The 19,818-nt window shown below is 61.4% G+C and carries 19 protein-coding genes and 1 pseudogene; 16 read left to right on the top strand and 4 right to left on the bottom strand.

Annotated elements, in window-relative coordinates; genetic code table 11:
- Positions 1 to 909, top strand: a complete 909-nt coding sequence (locus tag NKH91_RS30955; protein ID WP_352885508.1) for a ribokinase — start codon at positions 1 to 3, stop codon at positions 907 to 909.
- Positions 906 to 1,736: a BtpA/SgcQ family protein gene (locus NKH91_RS30950; RefSeq protein ID WP_352811987.1), complete on the top strand. Its 831-nt coding sequence runs from the start codon at positions 906 to 908 to the stop codon at positions 1,734 to 1,736. Before NKH91_RS30955 ends, NKH91_RS30950 begins: the two co-directional genes overlap by 4 nt.
- A 111-nt stretch (positions 1,737 to 1,847) precedes the next feature.
- On the opposite strand, the pseudogene NKH91_RS30945 reads toward NKH91_RS30950, so the two are convergent.
- Positions 1,848 to 2,095, bottom strand: a pseudogene (locus NKH91_RS30945) (type II toxin-antitoxin system Phd/YefM family antitoxin).
- A 140-nt stretch (positions 2,096 to 2,235) separates the two neighbouring features.
- Between NKH91_RS30945 and NKH91_RS30940 the strand changes: the two are divergent.
- Complete coding sequence (locus NKH91_RS30940; protein WP_352951031.1) at positions 2,236 to 2,673, top strand: hypothetical protein; 438 nt, start codon at positions 2,236 to 2,238, stop codon at positions 2,671 to 2,673.
- Positions 2,674 to 2,793: 120 nt separating this feature from the next.
- Positions 2,794 to 3,816 (top strand): LacI family DNA-binding transcriptional regulator, encoded by a 1,023-nt coding sequence (locus NKH91_RS30935; protein ID WP_352811984.1) that lies wholly within the window; start codon positions 2,794 to 2,796, stop codon positions 3,814 to 3,816.
- Here NKH91_RS30935 and NKH91_RS30930 read toward each other — a convergent pair.
- Positions 3,804 to 4,781, bottom strand: coding sequence for an alpha/beta hydrolase (locus NKH91_RS30930; RefSeq protein WP_352811982.1), 978 nt, complete (start codon positions 4,779 to 4,781; stop codon positions 3,804 to 3,806). The genes NKH91_RS30935 and NKH91_RS30930 overlap by 13 nt on opposite strands.
- Positions 4,782 to 4,796: 15 nt before the next feature.
- Positions 4,797 to 5,945 carry a Gfo/Idh/MocA family protein gene (locus tag NKH91_RS30925; protein WP_352811980.1) on the bottom strand — a complete coding sequence of 383 codons (1,149 nt, stop codon included), beginning with the start codon at positions 5,943 to 5,945 and terminating at the stop codon, positions 4,797 to 4,799.
- A 437-nt stretch (positions 5,946 to 6,382) separates the two neighbouring features.
- Here NKH91_RS30925 and NKH91_RS30920 point away from each other — a divergent pair, with 437 nt between their 5' ends.
- The 6 genes from NKH91_RS30920 to NKH91_RS30895 are packed head-to-tail and all read left to right on the top strand — an operon-like array spanning position 6,383 to position 11,605.
- Positions 6,383 to 7,156: a sugar phosphate isomerase/epimerase family protein gene (locus NKH91_RS30920; RefSeq protein ID WP_352885512.1), complete on the top strand. Its 774-nt coding sequence runs from the start codon at positions 6,383 to 6,385 to the stop codon at positions 7,154 to 7,156.
- Positions 7,157 to 7,166: 10 nt separating this feature from the next.
- A complete protein-coding gene (locus NKH91_RS30915) occupies positions 7,167 to 8,243 on the top strand; it encodes a Gfo/Idh/MocA family protein (RefSeq protein ID WP_352483928.1) in 1,077 nt (358 codons plus the stop codon).
- Positions 8,243 to 9,061 (top strand): sugar phosphate isomerase/epimerase family protein, encoded by an 819-nt coding sequence (locus NKH91_RS30910; RefSeq protein WP_352483929.1) that lies wholly within the window; start codon positions 8,243 to 8,245, stop codon positions 9,059 to 9,061. Before NKH91_RS30915 ends, NKH91_RS30910 begins: the two co-directional genes overlap by 1 nt.
- Positions 9,061 to 9,894 carry an alpha/beta fold hydrolase gene (locus tag NKH91_RS30905; RefSeq protein ID WP_352591012.1) on the top strand — a complete coding sequence of 278 codons (834 nt, stop codon included), beginning with the start codon at positions 9,061 to 9,063 and terminating at the stop codon, positions 9,892 to 9,894. Before NKH91_RS30910 ends, NKH91_RS30905 begins: the two co-directional genes overlap by 1 nt.
- On the top strand, positions 9,891 to 10,613 hold the full coding sequence (locus NKH91_RS30900) for a ribulose-phosphate 3-epimerase (RefSeq protein WP_352885510.1): 723 nt from the start codon (positions 9,891 to 9,893) through the stop codon (positions 10,611 to 10,613). Before NKH91_RS30905 ends, NKH91_RS30900 begins: the two co-directional genes overlap by 4 nt.
- On the top strand, positions 10,613 to 11,605 hold the full coding sequence (locus NKH91_RS30895) for an ROK family protein (RefSeq protein ID WP_352548581.1): 993 nt from the start codon (positions 10,613 to 10,615) through the stop codon (positions 11,603 to 11,605). The genes NKH91_RS30900 and NKH91_RS30895 overlap by 1 nt, the downstream gene beginning before the upstream one ends.
- 97 nt (positions 11,606 to 11,702) lie before the next feature.
- Here the strand turns inward: NKH91_RS30895 and NKH91_RS30890 are convergent, their stop codons facing one another.
- Positions 11,703 to 12,464, bottom strand: a complete 762-nt coding sequence (locus tag NKH91_RS30890; RefSeq protein WP_352496432.1) for a DeoR/GlpR family DNA-binding transcription regulator — start codon at positions 12,462 to 12,464, stop codon at positions 11,703 to 11,705.
- Positions 12,465 to 12,696: 232 nt separating this feature from the next.
- On the opposite strand from NKH91_RS30890, the gene NKH91_RS30885 reads away from it, so the two are divergent.
- The 6 genes from NKH91_RS30885 to NKH91_RS30860 all read left to right on the top strand — a co-directional run bounded on the left by NKH91_RS30885 (position 12,697) and on the right by NKH91_RS30860 (position 19,589).
- Positions 12,697 to 13,503 carry a beta/alpha barrel domain-containing protein gene (locus NKH91_RS30885; RefSeq protein WP_352496431.1) on the top strand — a complete coding sequence of 269 codons (807 nt, stop codon included), beginning with the start codon at positions 12,697 to 12,699 and terminating at the stop codon, positions 13,501 to 13,503.
- The gene (locus NKH91_RS30880; protein ID WP_352591007.1) at positions 13,500 to 14,438 is read left to right on the top strand and encodes a PfkB family carbohydrate kinase; all 939 of its coding nucleotides are present in this window, start codon (positions 13,500 to 13,502) and stop codon (positions 14,436 to 14,438) included. Before NKH91_RS30885 ends, NKH91_RS30880 begins: the two co-directional genes overlap by 4 nt.
- Positions 14,439 to 14,587: 149 nt before the next feature.
- Positions 14,588 to 15,733, top strand: a complete 1,146-nt coding sequence (locus NKH91_RS30875; RefSeq protein WP_352591004.1) for an ABC transporter ATP-binding protein — start codon at positions 14,588 to 14,590, stop codon at positions 15,731 to 15,733.
- A gap of 707 nt (positions 15,734 to 16,440) precedes the next feature.
- Positions 16,441 to 17,694: an ABC transporter substrate-binding protein gene (locus NKH91_RS30870; protein WP_352885511.1), complete on the top strand. Its 1,254-nt coding sequence runs from the start codon at positions 16,441 to 16,443 to the stop codon at positions 17,692 to 17,694.
- 158 nt (positions 17,695 to 17,852) lie between these two features.
- Positions 17,853 to 18,734: a carbohydrate ABC transporter permease gene (locus NKH91_RS30865; RefSeq protein ID WP_352591063.1), complete on the top strand. Its 882-nt coding sequence runs from the start codon at positions 17,853 to 17,855 to the stop codon at positions 18,732 to 18,734.
- Positions 18,735 to 18,740: 6 nt separating this feature from the next.
- Entirely contained in the window at positions 18,741 to 19,589 is an 849-nt protein-coding gene (locus tag NKH91_RS30860; RefSeq protein WP_352591001.1) for a carbohydrate ABC transporter permease, read from the top strand.
- Positions 19,590 to 19,818 lie beyond the last annotated feature (229 nt).

The raw sequence follows: 19,818 nt of genomic DNA, 5'->3' as shown, positions 1-19,818 counted from the left end.
ATGCGCGTCCACGTCGTCGGCAATGCCTGCGTCGACACCATGTTTCGCGTCGGCCGCTTCCCGGCCGTGGGCGAGACCTTGAACGCCGTGAGCTACGCTGACGGCCTCGGCGGCAAGGGCGCCAACCAGGCGGTCGCGGCAGCGCGGACTGGTGCAGAGGTGACGTTCTGGACGGCGCTCGGCAAGGACCGCGAAGGCGCATGGATCAGGAGCTGGCTCGACAGCGAACTGTCAGACCTCGAGGTCAGCGAATTCGAGCTGCCGAGCGACCGCTCGACCATCGTCGTCGATGGAGGCGGCGAGAATTTTATCGTCAGCGGCGTGGCCTGCAGCGAAGCGTTCGATCCGATAGAACAAACTGCGCTTGCCCGCTGGATCGCGCCCGGCGACATGCTCGTCTGCCAGGGAAATTTGCCCCTCGCCGCGACCAATGCCTGCCTCCGAGCAGCAATGGAAAACGGCGCGCGCACCGTCCTCAACGCCAGCCCCATCGATGCGGCATCTGTGCCCGATCTCGGACTGGCGGAGGTTTTGGTGGTCAACCAATCCGAAGCGCAAGCCCTGACCGGCCAGAGCGATATGGCAGCCGCCGCCCGGGCGCTGGCGGCCAGAGGCGCAGGTATTGTCGTGATCACGCTCGGCGGCGAAGGCTGTCTCGTGCTTGGTCCGGACCAGACGGAACCGCTTCGCTTGCCGGCGCCGCGCGTCGAAGCACTCGACACCAGCGGCGCCGGCGATGTGTTCTGCGGCTGTCTGGCCGGCGGGCTTGCCCGGGGCATGCCGGTCACCTCGGCACTGGAGCTGGCGCTCGCCGCCGCCGCAATCGCCGTGACACGGCCGGGCACGCTGGCATCCTGTCCTTCCGCCTCCGAGATGGCGGCGCTCATCGATCAAATGGAGCTCTCATGACCCAGATCGGCCAATCCGGCGGCGACGCGCTCGTGGACCTTTTCGGCCGCACCAAGGTGGTGATCGGCGTCGTTCACCTGGCGCCGCTGCCCGGCGCGCCGCGCTATGATGGCGAGGCGATCGAGGCGATTTACCAGCGCGGGCTCGACGATGCCCGGGCCTATCTCTATGGCGGCTGCGACGGCGTTATCGTCGAGAACCATGGCGACATCCCCTTCGCCAAGCCTGACGATATCGGACCGGAGACGGCGGCCTATATGGCTGTCGTCTCAGACCGCATCCGCCGCGAGCTCGGCAAGCCGATCGGCATCAATGTGCTGGCCAATGCCGCCATCCCGGCCTTGGCGATCGCTAGCGCCGCCGGCGCCGGCTTCGTCCGCGTCAATCAGTGGGCGAATGCCTATGTCGCCAATGAGGGCTTTGTCGAAGGCGAATCGGGCCGTGCGGCACGCTACCGCGCCAGGCTGCGCGCCAACGGCATCCGCATTTTCGCCGATGCCCATGTCAAGCATGGCGCACACGCCATCGTCGCCGACCGCCCAGTGGAGGAACTGGTCAAAGACCTGGCCTTCTTCGACGCCGACGCCATCATCGCCACCGGCCAGCGCACCGGCCACGCCGCCGATTTGGGCTACATAAGCATGATCAAGCAGGCCGCCGGCCTGCCGACGTTGGTCGGCAGCGGCGTGACGCCGGACAACGCCAACGATATCCTCGCCATTGTCGACGGGGTCATCATCGCCAGCGCGCTGAAGCACGACGGCGTCTGGTGGAACCAAGTCGACTCTGCTCGAGTAAAGGCGTTCATGGGTGGTCTGAGGCGATAGCTGACTTCACCCCCCCACCGCACCGAAGGGCCGCAGTCACCCGCGCGAGGGGCGGGAGCTCTTCGGGCTCGCCCGCCGCCCAGAGCAAAAGATGGGCATCGAGCAGAAGTTTCATGCGTCGCCGCCAAACAGCTTCCCGATTTCCTCATCGGCCATGCGATCAACCTCGTCTGGAACTGAAAAAACTGCTCGGCCATAAACCCAACGCGACGCATTTCGCCGGCCGCAGGTGCGTCTATGGCAACGACCTTCACCATCGGCTTGCCGGATTTCGCAATTATGAAGGATTCACCTTTGGCCGCCCTGTCGACAAGACGAGACAGATGCGTCTTGGCCTCGTGAATATTGACGGTGTGCATTGCGGGCCCCGCGACTTAGTCCATGCAACTTAGTCTACTCGGGCCGATCTTCAACTATTGAGCGACTTCCTCGCGACTAGCCGGCTCCTAGCAAGGAAGGGATTTCGACCTAATGACCCGAATTCGCCGTTAGGAATGGCTTGATCAGGATGGTAGCTTCGCTCAACCACAGCAACGAAGTCGGAGGCGATCGTTCGATGCTTGTGGGGAAGGCATCTCGTCCAGTAGTGCCGTTGGACGCCCGTTTCGACTTCGATGCCGCCGATCTTCACGGATCTCGAGACACAGTAACTGTTTGGATCAAGTCCCGCATCGCCTCTGCGGATTCGCAGTTGCCAGCCCCAATTCCTTTGGCAAGCCTGTTTGAAGCTGGTTTAGCTGTTCATCGTAGCGTGCCGGCACCACAGGGTCACCGCGCAGGGGTGTCGGCTGATCTCGACAAGGATCTCGCCGGACTGACAAGTTTCTCCATCTCGCGGAATTTCGTTCCGGCGCTGCGCTCCCGCCTCGCCGCGAGACTCGAATTTCCCATTGCTCACCCGACGATGAATACCGCTTGCGCCTTTTGCGTCAATTAATAAATTTACGCATGGAAACTCTCGGACATTATCTGTAAATTTTCGTCTTGCAGTTGCTCGCACTGGCGGGCAGCGCCGAGGAACCACCCGGGATCGGATGTCTGTGACGAGAGGATTTCAATGCCGATGACGCACAAGACCATGGAGGATTTCGCCCACTCCTGCGGCGTCTCCAGGCCGACCTTGTCGAAATATTTCGAGGATCCAACCAGCGTCAAGCCAGCGACGCGAAAGCGGATCGAGGAGGCACTCCGCTCGTCCGACTATCAGCCCAATCTGTTTGCCCGCAACCTGAACCGCAAACGGACCCGCAGCATAGGCATCGTGGTGCCGACTCTCGCCGATCCTTTCTATTCCGAGATGGTCAGCCGCATCGAACTCAGGCTGCGCCACGAAGGCTACTGGCCGATCGTGATCTCCTCGCACGGCTCGCGCGAGCTCGAAGTGGAAGCGACGCGAACCATCCTGTCACTAAAAGTTTCCGGTGGGCTGATCGCGCCGCTCGGCCTGCGCTCGGACCACCGTGCGCTGGAGAAGCTGACGCAGGCCATACCGATCGTCTATTTCGACACCTATCTCGAGAGCGGCACGCCGTTCGTTGGCAACAACAACAGCCAGAGCGTTTCGACGATCGTCGATTACCTCTGCCGCTCCGGCGGCGCGCCGGTCTATTTCGACATCCCGCACGTCAATCACAATACGCGCGAACGCCTGCACAACTATGTAAGCGCCATGCAACGGCTCGGGCAAGAGCCGGTGATCATTGGCGACACCCATGAATACACCTGGGATTTCGAACGCATCGGCTACCAGCAGATGGAGACAATGCTCAGCAATGGTGGCTTGCCGGGTAAGACCATTTTGTGCGCCAATGACCGCCTGGCCTTCGGCGTCATGGCGGCCGCCTATTCGCAAGGTCGCAAGGTCGGCCGCAAAGGCGATTGCGACCTGCGCGTCGCGGCCCATGACGACCACCCGCTCAGCCGCTACACCTGTCCTGCCTTGACCACCATGGCGCAGAACTTCGCCGCTATGGCGGGACGCAGTGTGGAGACGCTGCTGGCCCTGCTTGATGAGGACGGGACTGCGGTTGCACCCAAGATCAATCTCGACGCGACGCTGGTCATGCGTCAATCGGCCTGAGCATTTCCAAAGGCGAGATCGAAGCCGCGCCATGCGCGGACCGCCGCGCTGACCGCTTGCCGTGCAGCCGGGCTATGGCGGCCCATCGAGACGAAGCCGTGGATCTGGCCATTCCAGCGGCGCAGGGCGACCGGCACTCCTTCATCTTCCAGACGCTTCGCGTAGGCCTCGCCTTCGTCGGCGAGAATGTCATGGCCGGCGATGGCAACAAAGGCCGGCGCCACACCGGCAAGGCTGGGCGCCTTCAGCGGCGACACGCGCCAATCGTTGATATCGCCGGCATGGGTAACATAGTGGTCGCGGAACCAAGTCATGGTTGCCGCAGTGAGACCAAAACCCTCGGCAAAGCGGCAATAGCTGTCGGCCGTCTGCGCGGCGTCCGTATTCGGGTAGAACAGCAGCTGCGCCGTCGGCGGATTCTTGTTTTCGCGCGCGAGCAGGGAGAGCACCGTGGCGAGGTTGCCGCCCGCACTGTCGCCTGCGACAGCGATGCGCTTCGTGTCGACGCCGAGATCGTCGACGGCACTTTGCATGAAGGCAAGCGCCACGCGGCAATCCTCGATCGCCGCCGGGAACTTGTGCTCCGGCGCCAGCCTGTAGTCGGGACAGACGACGACGCAGGCGGCCATGTTGGCAAACCAGCGGCAGATCTCGTCATGGGAGTCGAGATTACCGATCACCCAGCCGCCGCCATGCAGATAGAGCAACGCCGGCGCGCCGTGCGCGGAAGCTCCTAGCCCGCGATAGATCCTGAGCGTCAATGGGCCGCTTGGTCCGGCGATGGTGCGCTCGGTCAGCGAGGCGACCGGCTCGCGTTCGCCCTGCAGTGTCGGAAAGCCCTGCTCATAGGCGCGGCGGGCTTCCTGAGGGCTGCCGGCCTCAAACGGCTTGGCGGCCGCCTGCCGGCCGAGGTCGAGCACATGCCGGGCTTCCGGATCGAGCAAGGGCGAAGGCGATATTGTCATGGACGGCTCCCAAACTCAGGCAAGCAGGCTTGCCGCCTCGTCCTCCGCAAGGAGTGGCGGCTGATCGACGGTTCCATTGACTGCAACCGACTCGCGGCTTTCTCCCGAAGCGAGGATCGCTTCCATGATCTCCAGCACATGCAGCGCAAGGTCGCCGGACGCACGCGGCTTTCTTCCGCTCAACAGCGCGCGTGAAAGGTCGGCGACGCCGAGCATGCGGTAATTGGCGCGATCGGGCGCGGCGAAGGGCCAGTTGCGCGCGCCGTAGAGTTCGCTCTCGCTTGTGAAGTCTGCCCAGTCGGCTCCGCGCTCCGAAAGCGAGACGGTGCCGCCGAATGTGTCCGGATCGGGCAGCTTGAGCGAGCCTTCCGTGCCATGCAGTTCGATCGGATGGTTGGAGTGCTTGAAGACGTCCCAGGAGGCGCCGAAGGCGACGGTAGCGTCTGAGCGGAATTCCAGCAGCGACAGGATGCTGGTTGGCGTGCCGACCTTGAAGGTGGTGTTCCTGTAGGGACCCTCTGCGGTGATCAGGCGCTCCTCCTGGCCACGCGTTGCCATGGCCATCACGCGGCCGACCGGCCCGAGCAGGTTGACCAGCATAGTCAGGTAATATGGCCCCATGTCGAAGACCGGGCCGCCACCGGGTTGATAATAGAATTGCGGATTGGGATGCCAATGCTCCATGCCGCGCCCCATCATGAAGGCGGTGCCGGTCACCGGCCGGCCGATCGCACCCCCGTCCATGAGGCGGCGCGCCCGCCGGCCGGCGGCGCCAAGAAACGTGTCGGGGGCCGAGCCGAGCAGCAGCCCGCGCTTCGCCGCCTCCGTGACAAGACGGCGACCGTCGTTGGCCGAGGTCGCCAGCGGCTTTTCGGTGAAGACATGCTTGCCCGCCGAAAGTGCTGAAAATGAGATGTCGAAATGCGCCGACGGGATGGTCAGGTTGAGGACGAGGTCGATCTCCGGGTCGGCCAGAAGCGCGTCGACGCTGAGCGGACGGATGCCATATTCGCTGGCGCGCAAGGCCACCATGTCGGCGGAAATGTCGGCGCAGGCGCGCAGTTCCACCTCACCGAACAGAGCCGCATTGCGCAAATAGGTCATCGAGATGTTGCCGCACCCGACAACGCCGATGCCGAGCTTTGTCTTTGATTTCCCGTGCATTTCGATCGTACCTCCCAACACGTCAGCGGCCTGGACCGCTGCGCGGCAACGGATCACATTCGCAAGCCGCTATACAACATTTTAAATATTGACGCGCGTAAAATTGTTATAGAACATGCGAAAATGCTGACGAACGTCGGGCGCGCTGCCGGCCCTGGGAGGAGAAATGACTGACATGAAAAATCGGCCGGCCGCCGGCTCGAAGCCCGTGCTCATGTGATGATCGCCGACCGCCGGCAATTTCTCACTGGAAGCGCCGGGCAGCTGGTGCAGTAGCGCGGCTTGCGCGCAGGACTGGGCGTTCGCCGGACTCGCGCCAGTCGCGCGCCGAGCTTTGCCAACACCGCCTCGGGGGAGGCTGACGCAGGGCGGCATCAAGGAAGGAAAGGACGGTCGTGAAAAACCTGAAAGTCGGTTGCCAGACTTTTACTTGGGAAATGTTGGGAGACCGCTTTGCCGGCGGCCCCGACGATCTCGTGAAGGCGATCGCGGATGGCGGCTATGCCGGCATCGAGATCACCGACACGATGATCGGCCGCTATGCCGGCAGGCCGGCGGAATTCGCCACCGCACTGAAGGCGACCGGCCTCACCCTCGTCTCCTTTGCCTTCGGTTCGAAGAACGGCTTCACACTGAAGGAGCAGATCGGCGCCGACCTCGAGGCCGCGAAGCGCTGGATCGACTTCGCCGCCGCTTTTCCGGGCGCGATGGTGTCGATGGGCTCGGCCACCGTCGTCTCGGACGGCCGACGCGACGACAGGTTCGCCATCGCGGCCGAGATCTACAACAGGGCGGGTGAGCTCGGGCGCAAGGCCGGCGTCGATGTCGCGGTACATCCGAGCTCGCACCACAACACGCTGCTGTTCGACCGCGCCGATTACGACCGTATCTTCGGGCTGATCGATCCGTCGCTGGTCGGTTGGGTGCCCGACACCGGCCATATATTGCGCGGCCACAACGACATGATCGACACCCTCACAACCCATCGCGACCGCATCCGCTACGTTCACCTGAAGGATGTCGATGCCAGCGGCACTTGGGCAATGCTTGGCAAGGGCGTCTGCGACACCCAGGCAGTGATCGCCATCGCCAGCGCCGCGCCCAACTTCAACGGCTGGCTGGTGTTGGAGGAAGAATCCGACACCGCTGCCGCAGATCCGGCCGCCGCGATCAAGACCAACCGCCAGACGATGCGCGGCTACGGCGCGTGAGGAACAGATCATGATCCGGAAACAAGACCGCCGCCTTCGTGTCGGTGTGCTCGGCTGCGGGCCGATCGCGCAATTCGCCCATCTCGAATCCTGCGTCAAAGCAAGGAACGCCGACCTCTATGCTATCTGCGATGCCGCCCCCGACCTTTTGGCGCGCATGGGCGCGACCTATGAACCTGAGAAGATGTATGGCGACTACGACGCCATGCTGGCCGACCCGGAACTGGAGGCGGTGATCGTCGCGACCTCGGACGCCTATCACGTGCCGATGGCGATCAAGGCGCTCGAGGCCGGCAAGCATGTGCTGTGCGAGAAGCCGATCGGCGTCTCGGTCGAAGAGGGCCAAAAACTCGCCGACGCGGTCAAGCGCTCCGGCAAGGTGCTGCAGGTCGGCCACATGAAGCGCTTCGACCCGGCTCTTGAGGCGGCGCGCGATTTCGTCCGCGACGAGATGGGCGAGATACTGGCGCTAAAAGCCTGGTATTGCGATTCCACCCACCGCTACATCAACACCGATGCCATCCAACCGCTGCCGGTCAGCAGCCGGCTGGCGCGCAAGCCGGCCGGTAATCCGAAGGCCGATCTCAGGCGGTACTTCATGCTTGCGCATGGCTCGCACCTCGTTGACACCGCACGCTTCCTGTGCGGCGAGATCCTCGCGGTGCGCGCCCGTCTCAACCAACGTTTCGGCGCCTATTGCTGGTTCGTCGAAACGGAATTCGCCAACGGAGCGCTTGGCCATCTCGACCTGACGGTGGCTGTGCGCATGGACTGGCACGAGGGCTTCCAGCTCTACGGCGAAAACGGCTCGGTGATCGCGAAGACTTTCAATCCCTGGTACTTCCGGGCAAGCGAGGTCGATATCTTCCATGAGAAGGATGCAACGTCGCGCAAGCCGCTTGGCGCGGACGGCCATTTCTTCCGACGCCAGCTCGAAGGCCTCTCCGACACCGTGCTTGACGGCGCGCCGCTGCGTGGCGCCGACGTCGAGGACGGCCTCGCCTCGATCCGCGCCATGGTGGCGATCGCCCGCTCGGTCGAAACCGGCCAACGCGTCGAGATAGCTGGCGTAACAGGAGCGGTCTGATGGAGATCGGGGTGTTCGCCAAGACCTTTCCGGGAAGCGAGCCGGCCGGTGTGCTGGCCGCGGTGCGCGACGCCGGATTTGCCGTTACCCAGTTCAACCTTGCCTGCGCCGGCCTGCCGTCGATGCCGGATGCGGTGCCGGATCACGCCATCAGCACTATTGCGGCTGCGTCTAATGCCTCCGGCGTCGCTTTGGTGGCGCTGTCGGGCACCTACAACATGGCCCATCCGGACATGACGGTGCGCCACGACGGCCTGCGCCGTCTTGGCGCGGTCATCGAGGCCGCGGCAGCGCTTTCGGTTCCGCTCGTCACCCTGTGCACGGGAACGCGCAACGCGGACGACCAGTGGGCGCATCACCCTGGCAATGCCGATCCGTCGGCCTGGGCCGATATGGCAAGCGAGATGGAAAAGGCGCTTGCTCTGGCCGAGCATCACGGTGTCGATCTCGGCATCGAACCCGAACAGGCCAACATCGTCACATCGGCAGCGGACGCGATGCGCATTATCGCAGAGATGGGCTCGAAGCGGCTGCGCATTGTGCTCGATCCGGCGAACCTGTTCGAACAGGCGAGCACAGGGCAAGCACGCGCCGTCGTCGCTGCAGCAGTCGAAGGCACCGCAGGCCACGTCGCCATGGCCCACGCTAAGGACCGTTTCGCCGACGGCCGCTTTGCCACCGTCGGCCGCGGCGTCGTCGACTTCGCCGATTTCGTCGCCCGGCTCAAAGTGTCAGGCTTTGACGGGCCGCTGGTCACGCACGGCCTTTCAGCCGAAGAGGCACCAGGCGTCGCCCGGTTCCTGAAGGGGCTGGCCTGATGGCGCGCCCGGCCACCTTGTTTCGCGACGATGCCACGCTGCGGATTTCCGATGAGGGCGACGGGCTTGCCGTCGTCTTCCAGCACGGGCTGGGCGGCGGCGAGGCACAGGTCGCGCAGGCTTTCCCCATCGACGCCGGCTGCCGGCGCATCACGTTGGACTGCCGCGGACACGGTGAGTCCGATCTAGGCAGCCGCCGACCGTTTTCAATGGCGATGTTTGCGGACGATGTTCTGGCCGCCGCCGACCAGGCCGGGCTCGACCGTTTCGTCGCTGGCGGCATTTCCATGGGCGCCGCGATTGCGTTACGCCTTGCCTGCCGTTGTCCGGACCGCGTCGCCGGCCTGATGCTTGTGCGGCCGGCCTGGACGTTCGAACGCGCGCCAGTGAACCTGCAGCCGATCGCCGAGGTCGCCGGCCTCATCCTCGATCATGGCCCCGACAAGGCCAGGACGATCTTCTCGCGGTCTGAAGTCGCCGCGCGCCTGCAGAGCGAGGCACCAGACAATCTCGCCTCGCTGTTCGGTTATTTCGACCGCCCGGATGCAGCATTGTTTGCGCAAGTCCTGGCCGACATCGCTGCCGATGGAGCTGAGGTCTCGGCAAGCGACGCCGCCACCCTTGGCATTCCTGTGCTGGTCATCGGCAATACTGTGGATGCGGTGCATCCACTATCGGCCGCGCATACACTTGCGGATGCCATCCCCGGCGCGGCCTTTGTGGAGATCGCCGCCAAGGCGCTCGACGGCAAAAGGCATTTCGCGGAGCTGCAGGCCGAGATCACCACGTTCCTTCACGCCCACTTCAACATCCGGAGCCTTGTTGCCTCATGACGAGCAAATCCTTATCCGGCCGTGTTGCCATCGCCGCCTTGCCGCGCAACCGGCTGCTCGGCGAGTTTTCCCTGTGGTCGGCCGACCTGGCCAACATGGAGCGCGATCTGAAGCGCATAGACGCTTATGTCGACCTGCATCACATCGACGTCGCTGACGCCCGCTTCACCCCCGGCTTCCTGTTCTTTCCGGATCTGGTGGCACGGATCGCCAAGCTGACGATAAAGCCGATCCATGTGCATCTGATGGTCGAAGCGGAAATCGTCGAGGAGCAAACGCGCCAGTTCATCGAGGCCGGCGCCGACCTCATCAGCGTCCATGCTGAAAACGGCGAGGCCGGGTTGCGCGCCGTGCGGCTGGCGCATGAGCTCGGCGCCGAGGCCGGCGCGGTGCTCAGGCTGGAAACGCCTGTCTGCGCCGTCACGCCCTTCTTGCCCGAAGTTGCCTTTGTGACGCTTCTCGGCACGTCGATCGGCGTCAAGGGCCAGGCGCTGTCCGATCGGGCCTGCCCGCGCCTGATCGAGGCGCGCGCGCTGATGCGAAAAGCAGGTCGAGAGAACCAAATCATCTTGGCTGCCGATGGCGGAATCCGACACGAGACGGTGCCGCGCCTGCGTGCTGCCGGGGCCGAAACGGTGGTGCTCGGATCGCTGGCGTTCGGCGAACCCGACCTTGCGCAACGCATGGCCTGGCTGCATGGGTTGAAGGTCACCGCCTGATGACCAAAGTTGCGCTTGCATTCGATCTCGGCGGAACGGAGCTGCGGGGCGCGCTGGTCGAGCGCAACGGTCGGGTTGTCGCCCGCGTTTCGGCGCCGACGTTGGCGGGTGCGGGATCGGAAGCGGTGATCGGCCAGATTATCTCACTTGCTGGCAGGCTTTTGGTCGAGCGGCCGCAGGCAGAGATTGCCGGCATCGGCGTCTGCGCGCCGGGGCCGCTCGATCCCAAGGCCGGGATCGTGATCGCGCCGCCGACGCTGGCCGGCTGGCACGACGTGCCGCTGCTCGACATTCTGGGCAGGCATTTCGGCCTGCCGGTGCGGCTGGAGAACGACGCCAATGCAGCCGCGCTGGGCGAATGGCGTTTCGGCGCCGGCCGGGGTAGCGGATCGGTGGTCTTCGTCACCGTGTCGACCGGCATCGGCGGCGGCGTTGTTGCCGATGGCCACATCTATCATGGCCGACGCGGGCTGGCAGCCGAGATCGGCCATATGACCATCACCGGCGAAGGCGACCGCTGTTTCTGCGGCGCCATCGGCTGCTTCGAGGCGGTGGCATCGGGAACCGCGCTCGGGCGGCATGCCACGCGGCTGACGGCTCCCGGCGACGGCTCACTGCTCAGGCGTCTTTCCGGCGACGGCGATGTCTCGGCCAGGCACGTCGTCGAGGCCGCTCGCGCCGGCGATATCAGGGCCCTGGAACTGGTCGAGGCCGAGGCGAAGTGGCTGGGCATCGGCTTCACCAATCTGTTGCACCTCTACTCGCCTGATCTGATCGTGATGGGCGGCGGCCTCGCCAACGGCTTCGATCTGCTGGCGCCGCTTGTCAGGGGCACCGTCGAAGCGCGGGCGATGCCCGCCTATCGCGATGTGCCGATCGTACAGGCGCAGCTCGGCGACCAGGCCGGCCTGGTCGGCGCGGCAAGCCTGATCCTGCGGGAGGGCAAGCCAGGAACGTCACTGGCAATGGCGCAGAACGACGAGAGAAGATGACGCCGGCACTCGCCGGGAGCGCTTCGGCCGCAGCGAATTCGAACTCCGGCGTCAAACGCAGCGCGGCACCGAGAGGCTGATGGCAGACGGAAGGCACTCACACGTAGCGCACTTCGACTCCCAGCTTGTCCAATCGGCTACGAATCCCATACGGCATACCAGTGTCGGTGATGATCAGATCGACACGTGACAACGAGAATGCCTTGGACGAGGCGCCGATATCCCATTTGCTTGAATCTGCCACAAGGATCACACGCCTGGCCATACGAACCAGGTTACGCTTCGTACGTGCAATGTCTTCTGAGACATCGACGACGTCGAATGAGTGATCTATCGCATGCGCGCTGACGAATGCCTGGTGAGCCACAAGACCGCCCACGGCCTTGTCAAAATCCGACACGATCGTGCTGACCGTCTCGGGATAGACCCGACCGCCTATCATATGCACGTCCAGTCCGGGACGATACATCAGATGCTGCGCGATGTTCATCGCGGTTGTCGCTACTACGACATTGCTGACCGGGGGCATCTGCATTGCGACCTGCAGCAACGTCGAGCCGCTGTCGAACAGCACGGACTGGTTGTCTATGATCTGGCGCGCCGCCATCTGCGCGATACGCCGTTTGGCATCGAAGTTGCGGTACATCCGTTCTTCGAAGGCCGCGGCGGGCGAATCAGCGGGCAAGGCAATTGCGCCGCCATGCGTTTTGATCAACTGCTTTTTTGCGTCCAGAATTTCCAGGTCGGACCTAATGGTCACCTCGGACACGCCGAAGTTTTCCGCCAGTTGGCTGGTGCGCGCCTGGCCGGTCCGTTGAAGCTCGAGCATGATCTGATGTCGTCGTTGTTCCGCCAGCATGTGTGACCCCGAATTGCTGTTTGAATAGCTGCACGCTAACCTTTCGAAAATCGAACCCCAAACCGGCAAGCGTTTGCGAATCCTTGGGATAGCGCGTCATCGTAGCGAACGCTAGCGGTCGCAATCGCAATCTTATATCAAAACGAAAGAAATCGAAATATTGAGTATTGTTTTGCTTTCGAGTTAGGGTCCCTCAATGTCAGATCAAAAATCGCGAAGGGACTGCACCGATATGGGCCTTGGAACTAAAATTCGCTTGTCGCGGCTGTTCTCGCATCGATCTGGAAACCTGTTCGGTGGTGCGGTCGACCATTTCGTAGGCTATGGCAACGTCCGTGAGGGCGGCCTTGCGGATCTCCCCGGCGCGCTCAAGCGAGTGATGGCCGGAGAGCCAGATTACATCAGCATTCAGCCTGGTGCGGCGCGTCATCTGTGGCCGGCTTACGCCGGCAAGGCGGCGCTGGTCATTCAGGCGGGATGCTTTACGCCCGACGATCGAATCAGTCAGTTGATCGCGACACCCGAAGATGCCGTGCGCTACGGTGCCGATGCGCTGGCCGTCGCCATTCCGGTGCGGGGCGATACCGAGGGCCACTACATTCGCTGGCTTACCGATACGGTCAACGCTGCTGCTCGTTTCGAAATGCCGGTCGTTGCTCATGTTTATCCGCGCGACTATTCAAACGGCTGCAAGATCGTCTTCACGCCCGACGAGATCGCCTATGCAGTTAGGATTGGCTTTGAGACCGGCGTCGACGTGATCAAGGTCGGATACACTGGGGACTTCGACTCATTCAAGGAAACGGTCGCCACTTGCCCGGTTCCCATCGTTATCGCCGGCGGCCCGAAGACCGAGGATCTTCTGGGCGCTCTGACCCAGACCTCTGAAGCCCTGCGCGCCGGCGCGAAGGGTGCGGTCGTGGGGCGCAATTTGTGGGGGCATGGTGACACCACGATGGCAGCGCGTGCGTTCAAGGGCGTCATTCACGACGGGATGGCGCCGCAAGACGCTTTGGCGGCTGCGGCACGTGAGCCGTGACCGGCGATCTTCAGGTCTTGGGCTTCGGAGCCTTGGCGATTGACGACATCATCTATGTCGACAGCCCGCTGGGTGCCGGCAAAGGGAGGGTGACAAATCGCACGAGGGACCACGGCGGCAATGTGGCGACGGCACTCGTTGCTGTCGCCAAGTTGGGCGGGCGTGCCGGTTTCATCGGCTGGCTGAGCGATCAGCCACATTCAGATGTCAGCGCCCGCGAACTTGAACGACACGGTGTCGACATATCGTTCGCGCCACGTCGTTCCGATGCCAGGCCGATCCGGTCGGTGATCACTGTGGCGCCTAATGGTGACCGGTTCATCGCCTATGATGATGATGTGCCGCACGGGACCTCAGATGCGCTGGCCGACAGCGTCCTTGCGCAAGCCCAGGTATTGTTGATCGACGGCTACGCCACGCAGGCGGAGATGGTCGTTGCTCGTGCCCGCACGCTGGGTCTGGCGGTGATCGCCGATATTGAGTGGACAATCGGACCTGCAACCGACCGATTGATCCGCCTATCAAATCACCTCGTATTCCCTCTGGAATTTGCGCAGACCTATACAGGCGAAAAAGAGGCGACGGCGATCCTGCGCAAGCTGTGGTCGGATGACCGCTCCGCGGTCGTGTTGACCGATGGCGATCGAGGCGCCTACCTCCGGCAAAGGGACGATGCCGTTTTGTGGCACGTTCCGGCCTACAAGGTCAGGGCAGTGGACACGACCGGCGCGGGGGATTGTTTCCATGGGGCCTATGCCTTTGCCCTTACACAGGGAAGGCAGCCTGTCGCCTGCGTTATTTATGCAAACGCCGCGGCCGCGATCTCGGTAACGGGCCGCGGTGGCCGTATGGCTCTGCCAGACCACAACGCCTGTCTCGCGTGGATGGCGAAAGAAAATGCGCCTGTGCCCATACCGATTACGTCGCCAGACTGAGAATTCATCGCTCGGATATTGCCGCTTCTGGTGGAACGTCCGGGGAGCGCGCCTTGGCTGCGCCGATGACACTGCCGGTTCGATCTGCAGTCGCGCTGGGTGGAGGCTATTCGACGTTTAGCTAGCGCTGATAATAGGGAGGATGTGACGTGGCCATTGTTGTGTTGGACAAGATTTGCAAGACCTACGGGACGAAATTCCAAGCAATCAGGGATCTTAGCCTGACGATAAACGATGGCGAGTTCCTCATTCTCGTTGGCCCGTCGGGATGCGGAAAATCGACTGCCTTGCGCATGATCGCGGGGCTGGAAGAGATCAGCAGCGGAACCCTGACCATTGGCGGCGAGAATGTTGAGGATCTGGCGCCGAAGGACCGCGATATTGCGATGGTCTTTCAGAATTATGCCCTGTATCCGCATATGACAGTGTTCGACAACATAGCCTTCTCGATGAAGCTTGCGGGGAAGAGCAAGGCCGAGCGCACGAAGCGCGTCCATGAAATTGCAAAGACCCTGCAATTGGAAACGCTGCTCGACAGTAAGCCGGCGGCGCTGTCAGGCGGACAACGCCAGCGGGTCGCCATGGGGCGCGCGATGGTGCGCGAACCGGCGGCCTTTCTCATGGATGAACCCTTGTCAAACCTCGATGCCAAGCTGCGCGTGCAAATGCGCGCGGAAATTGTCAGCCTGCAAAGACAGTTGGGGGTGACCACGATTTATGTAACACACGATCAGACCGAAGCCTTGACCATGGGCGACCGGGTTGCGGTCTTGAAAGGCGGTGTGCTTCAGCAGGTCGACACGCCAAAGACACTGTACAATCGGCCAATCAATGCCTTCGTGGCGGGTTTCATCGGGTCGCCATCGATGAACCTGTTCGAAGGCCGTTTGCACAATGGCAGGATCGACCTGCCGACCTTTTCGATCCCGGTGCCGACGAGTGCGTTTGAGCGCTCGCCTGGTCTGACCGCCTTCGAAGGCAAGACACTCATCTTCGGCATACGCCCCGAGGATCTCTACGACAGCAGTCTGGAATCGGGATCGCGCCATGCCACTCTGCCGGCCATCGTAAAGTCGACGGAGGAATTGGGATCCGAGCTTGTCGTTCACCTGAGTGTCGATGCGGTTCGAATCGATTCCGGCGACCCAGATGCCGTTGAAGATCTAAGCGGTGCGGCAAACGCCGTAGCGAGGTTTGAAGCCGTCAGCGCGGTCCGGCCGGGCGAGTTGATTAATCTTGCGATCAACGCGGCCAAGTTGCACTTCTTCGATCCCCAGACGCATCTCGCAATTTAGCGTGATCCGCGAGGGTTGATCCGGAAAGAATCGGACGCGCAAATTTTGTTAGACGCTGGCTCCGCTCTGGTGTGCGAACCCCTCGCTCGACCATCAAATCGGTTGGTTGAGGGTTATTTTTGGGCCGTGACTTCTAAGCTGCAAGATCGTAGCCGGCCAGGAGCCAAGCATTCGTGGGCGACTAAGATCGTTGGCTTTGCATCAAGGGAAATTTCGGGCCGTCCTCCTTGGCAAACGGTGCAACCCTGCTCGACATCGTTCAGCGTGCGACACGCCGATTTTTTCACCGGGAGCTCGAGATCGTCTTGTGCCCATTGGTCACCCAACAAAGCGACCAAGCGATCAAGAGTCGCCTGAACGCCGTCTAAATTGCGACGTCTTCGCAAGTGCGTGACCTCGCCGAAAGCCCGCTTTTCCGCCCGATCGATGCGCCTTTCATTTGTTTTCTTTTGAGCTAACAGGCTTTCGTTTGTTTACGAAATTAGCGGAAAAATGCGACGCGAGCAATGTGTACAATGGAAAAAGCACCTCCTCGGAACTCAGACAAATCGCGTTATTATTCAACTGCTTACATTTATTTCTGGCTTCGCATTATCCCAGCCATTCTTCACGATCCCAGTTCTTGATTGACACAAAGACCCGGAAGGGAACCTAGTTTGATCGCGATCGGGAGGATCGAGCCAAAACATCGCTCCGAGGAGGGAAACATGAACGTCAGTAAATATATTGTAGCGGCTTCGTCCGCTGTGGCCGTCTGGGTACTATCTGCCACCTGCGCCTTCGCTGAGACCAATCTCGAATTCATCCAATGGTGGGAGCCCGAAATGCCCGCTGGCGCTCTGCGTGGCATCATGGATGAGTTCGAAGCTAAAAACCCTGGCATCAAGGTGACGCTTGTCAGCGGCCCCTACTCCGCCACCCATGATCAGATCGTGGTCGGCGCCGCGTCGGGTACGCTCAGCGATGTCGTCGGCCTGGACGGCGCATGGGTCAACGGGCTTGCAAAGCAGGGCGCAATCGCGTCGATGGACAGCCTAATGGCCGACGCCAAATATGACCCGAGCCAGATCGCTGACATCATCAAGGTCAACGGCCAAAGCGTCATGTTCCCGCTAGCCTCGTTCGTATACCCGGTCTTCGTCCATCTCGATCTGGCCAAGGCTGCCGGTGTCGACAAGATGCCGACTACCCGCACAGAATTCGCCGCTGCCGCGAAGAAGATGACCAATACGGACAAGAACGAATACGGGTGGGTGCTGCCGCTATCGCTGCAAAATCCCGGCGGCATCCAGAACGACGTGATGTCTTGGGTGTGGGCTTCCGGGGCGTCGATGCTCAAGGACGGTAAGCCCGATGTGGAAAATAGTGCCGTGGTCGGTACGCTCGAATACATCAAGTCCCTGCAGGACGCCGGCGTCATATCGCCAGGCATCTTTGCCAAGAAGGAACAGGACAAGGTCGAAGAGTTCGTCAACGGCCGCGTTGGAATGATGATCGACTCGCTGGCACATATCAATCTTATCCGCCAGCGCAACCCCGATCTCAAGTTCGGCATCTCTGCCCTGCCTGCGGTTGATGGCTATTCGGGTAAGCGCGGACTGCCCTATGCCTCGTGGGGCATCGGCATCAGCAACAGCACCGAGCACAAGGCTGAGGCCTGGAAGCTCGTTGAATATCTGATGAGCCCGGAAGTGAACGGCCGCCTGGTATCGCTCGCAAACGCCTTTCCAGGCAATGTGCACGCGAAGCCTGACTTCTCGAAATCGGACCCGCTATTTGAGGAAGCCTTCAAGATCTACCAAAGCGGCCACCTGGCCAACGAATTCGTGGGCCTGCCCGTCGCCGAGGACCTGATGCGAGACATGAACGTCGAAGTGCAAAAGATGTTCGACGGCCAGCAAACCGCAAAGGACGCGGCTGCCAATACGCAAAAGCAGTGGTTGGTTGACTTCGCCAAGTAGGCGCAGCTCCAGACAATTCCGGCAGCGCGATATGGTTCTATCGCGCTGCCGCTGCATCGTAACCAGACGATACGTTCCTACGATCAAACGGGTTACACCTCATGAGCCTCGCCAACGAAGGTCTGATCGTCACGCCAACGAAAGTGCGCAAGCGTGGCATGATCTCTTACAAGACAAGAAAGAGGCTGATCCCGCTGTTTTACGTGGCACCAGCCACGTTTTTGTTTTGCCTGCTCATGCTGTTTCCCATGATCACGGTCCTGCGCTATTCGCTGATGGACGGCGCGATCATGAAAAAGGACGCTGCTTTCGTAGGGTTGCGGAACTACGTGACGATCTTCGCAGATCCGGTTTTCTGGCAGTCGGTCGGGCAGACCCTCTATTTCACGGTGATGAGCGTCATTTTCCATCTTCTGATCGGCTTGGCCTTCGCGCTCTTGCTCAACACGCAACGGGTCCATCCGGCGGTTAGAAGCATTCTGCGTGTTCTCTACATCTTGCCCTGGCTTTTTACGGCGGTGATCATCGCGATCATCTGGCGGCTGATTCTGGATCCCAACGGCGTGGTCAACAGCATCCTGATGGCGCTCCATATCGTCAACTTCAAGGTCGAGTGGTTCTCTTCGACGAAAACCGCGCTCCATGCGTTGACGTTTGCGAACATCTGGGCGGGATACCCGCTTTACATGGTCAGCTTGCTCGCCGGTCTGCAGGGCATCCCCAAGGACCTTTACGAGGCCGCAGGCATCGATGGGGCCAATGAGTTCCAAAAGTTCCGGTACATCACGATTCCGCAGCTGATGCCGATCATCATCAGCATCGCCTTGCTGGATTTCATCTGGACGATGCAGGTCTTCCCGCTGGTCTGGATGACGACGGGCGGTGGCCCGATCCACGCGACCGAGGTGCTGAGCACGTATACCTATAAGCTTGCGTTTTCGAGTTACGAATTTTCACAAGCCTCGGCGAGCGCGATCTTCATCCTGATCATCTCGATGGGCGCGACTTACTTCTACATCAAACACCAGAAGGCCAGGTGACCGGCAATGGCAAAGCGCTCTTCTTTCAAAAACACCGTATTGCCCACCGTACTGACATATCTGGGGCTCGCGGCCGGTCTGGTCTTTGCAGGTTTTCCCATCCTGTGGATGTTTTTCACTTCGTTGAAATCGAACACCGAGATATTTGCCCTACCGCCGAGGCTGCTGCCCGACCATTTCACCAACGTAGCCTACCTTTCGATCTTCAATGATCCGGTCAAGGTGCGCTTCTTTCTCAACAGCTATCTCGTCGCGGGAGTGGTAACGCTTCTGACGCTGCTGGTCGCCATTCTTACGGCCTATGGCTTCAGCCGCTATTCATTCCGTTTTAAGAATACGCTTAACGTCTTCATCATCAGCACGCAGACGGTCCCACCGATCACGCTTCTCATCCCCTATTTCGGCATGGTCGTCGCCTTCGGCATTTTCAACACCTATTTCGCGCTGATTCTAACCTACATGGTGTTCACCCTGCCTTACGCAATTCTGCTGATGACCGGCTATCTCAATACCCTGCCAAGGGAACTCGATGAGGCGGTGTTGGTCGATGGCGGGTCAAGTTGGACAGCGCTGTGGCGTGTGGTTATCCCTCTTTCAGTGCCTGGCATCGTCGCGACTGCGGTCTATACGTTTCTGTTGGCGTGGAATGAGTTCCTCTTTGCGCTCACTTTGACGAAGTCGACAGACATGCGGACCGTTCCAATCGGTATCGAGTTGCTAATGGGCCAACATGCGTTCGAATGGAACGAGATGATGGCGATGAGCGTGCTGGGATCGCTCCCGCTTCTGATCCTGTATCTGATTGCACAGCGTTATTTCCTCGCGGGCTTGGCCGCCGGGTCGGTGAAGATCTGAGCGGCTGGACTCCCAGTTCGCCGCTCTCGTCATCCCGTTGAGGGATTGGCCGGAATGGTGTTGCTGAACACAAACACGCCCAATGTCCGGCTACCCGGTTCGAACGTGATCGTCCATTCCTGCCAGCAGGGAAGCAATCAACGCGGGACTGTCGGGAATTCTGTGCGCGAGGCCATGATGATGGAAAGGAGAGAATCATCGCATGGCTATTGAGAAGGAACTTCTGGAC

The organism is Mesorhizobium sp. M0894 (genome assembly GCF_040319725.1).
Classification (GTDB): Bacteria; Pseudomonadota; Alphaproteobacteria; order Rhizobiales; family Rhizobiaceae; genus Mesorhizobium.
This window is presented reverse-complemented; position numbering and strand designations above follow the sequence as displayed.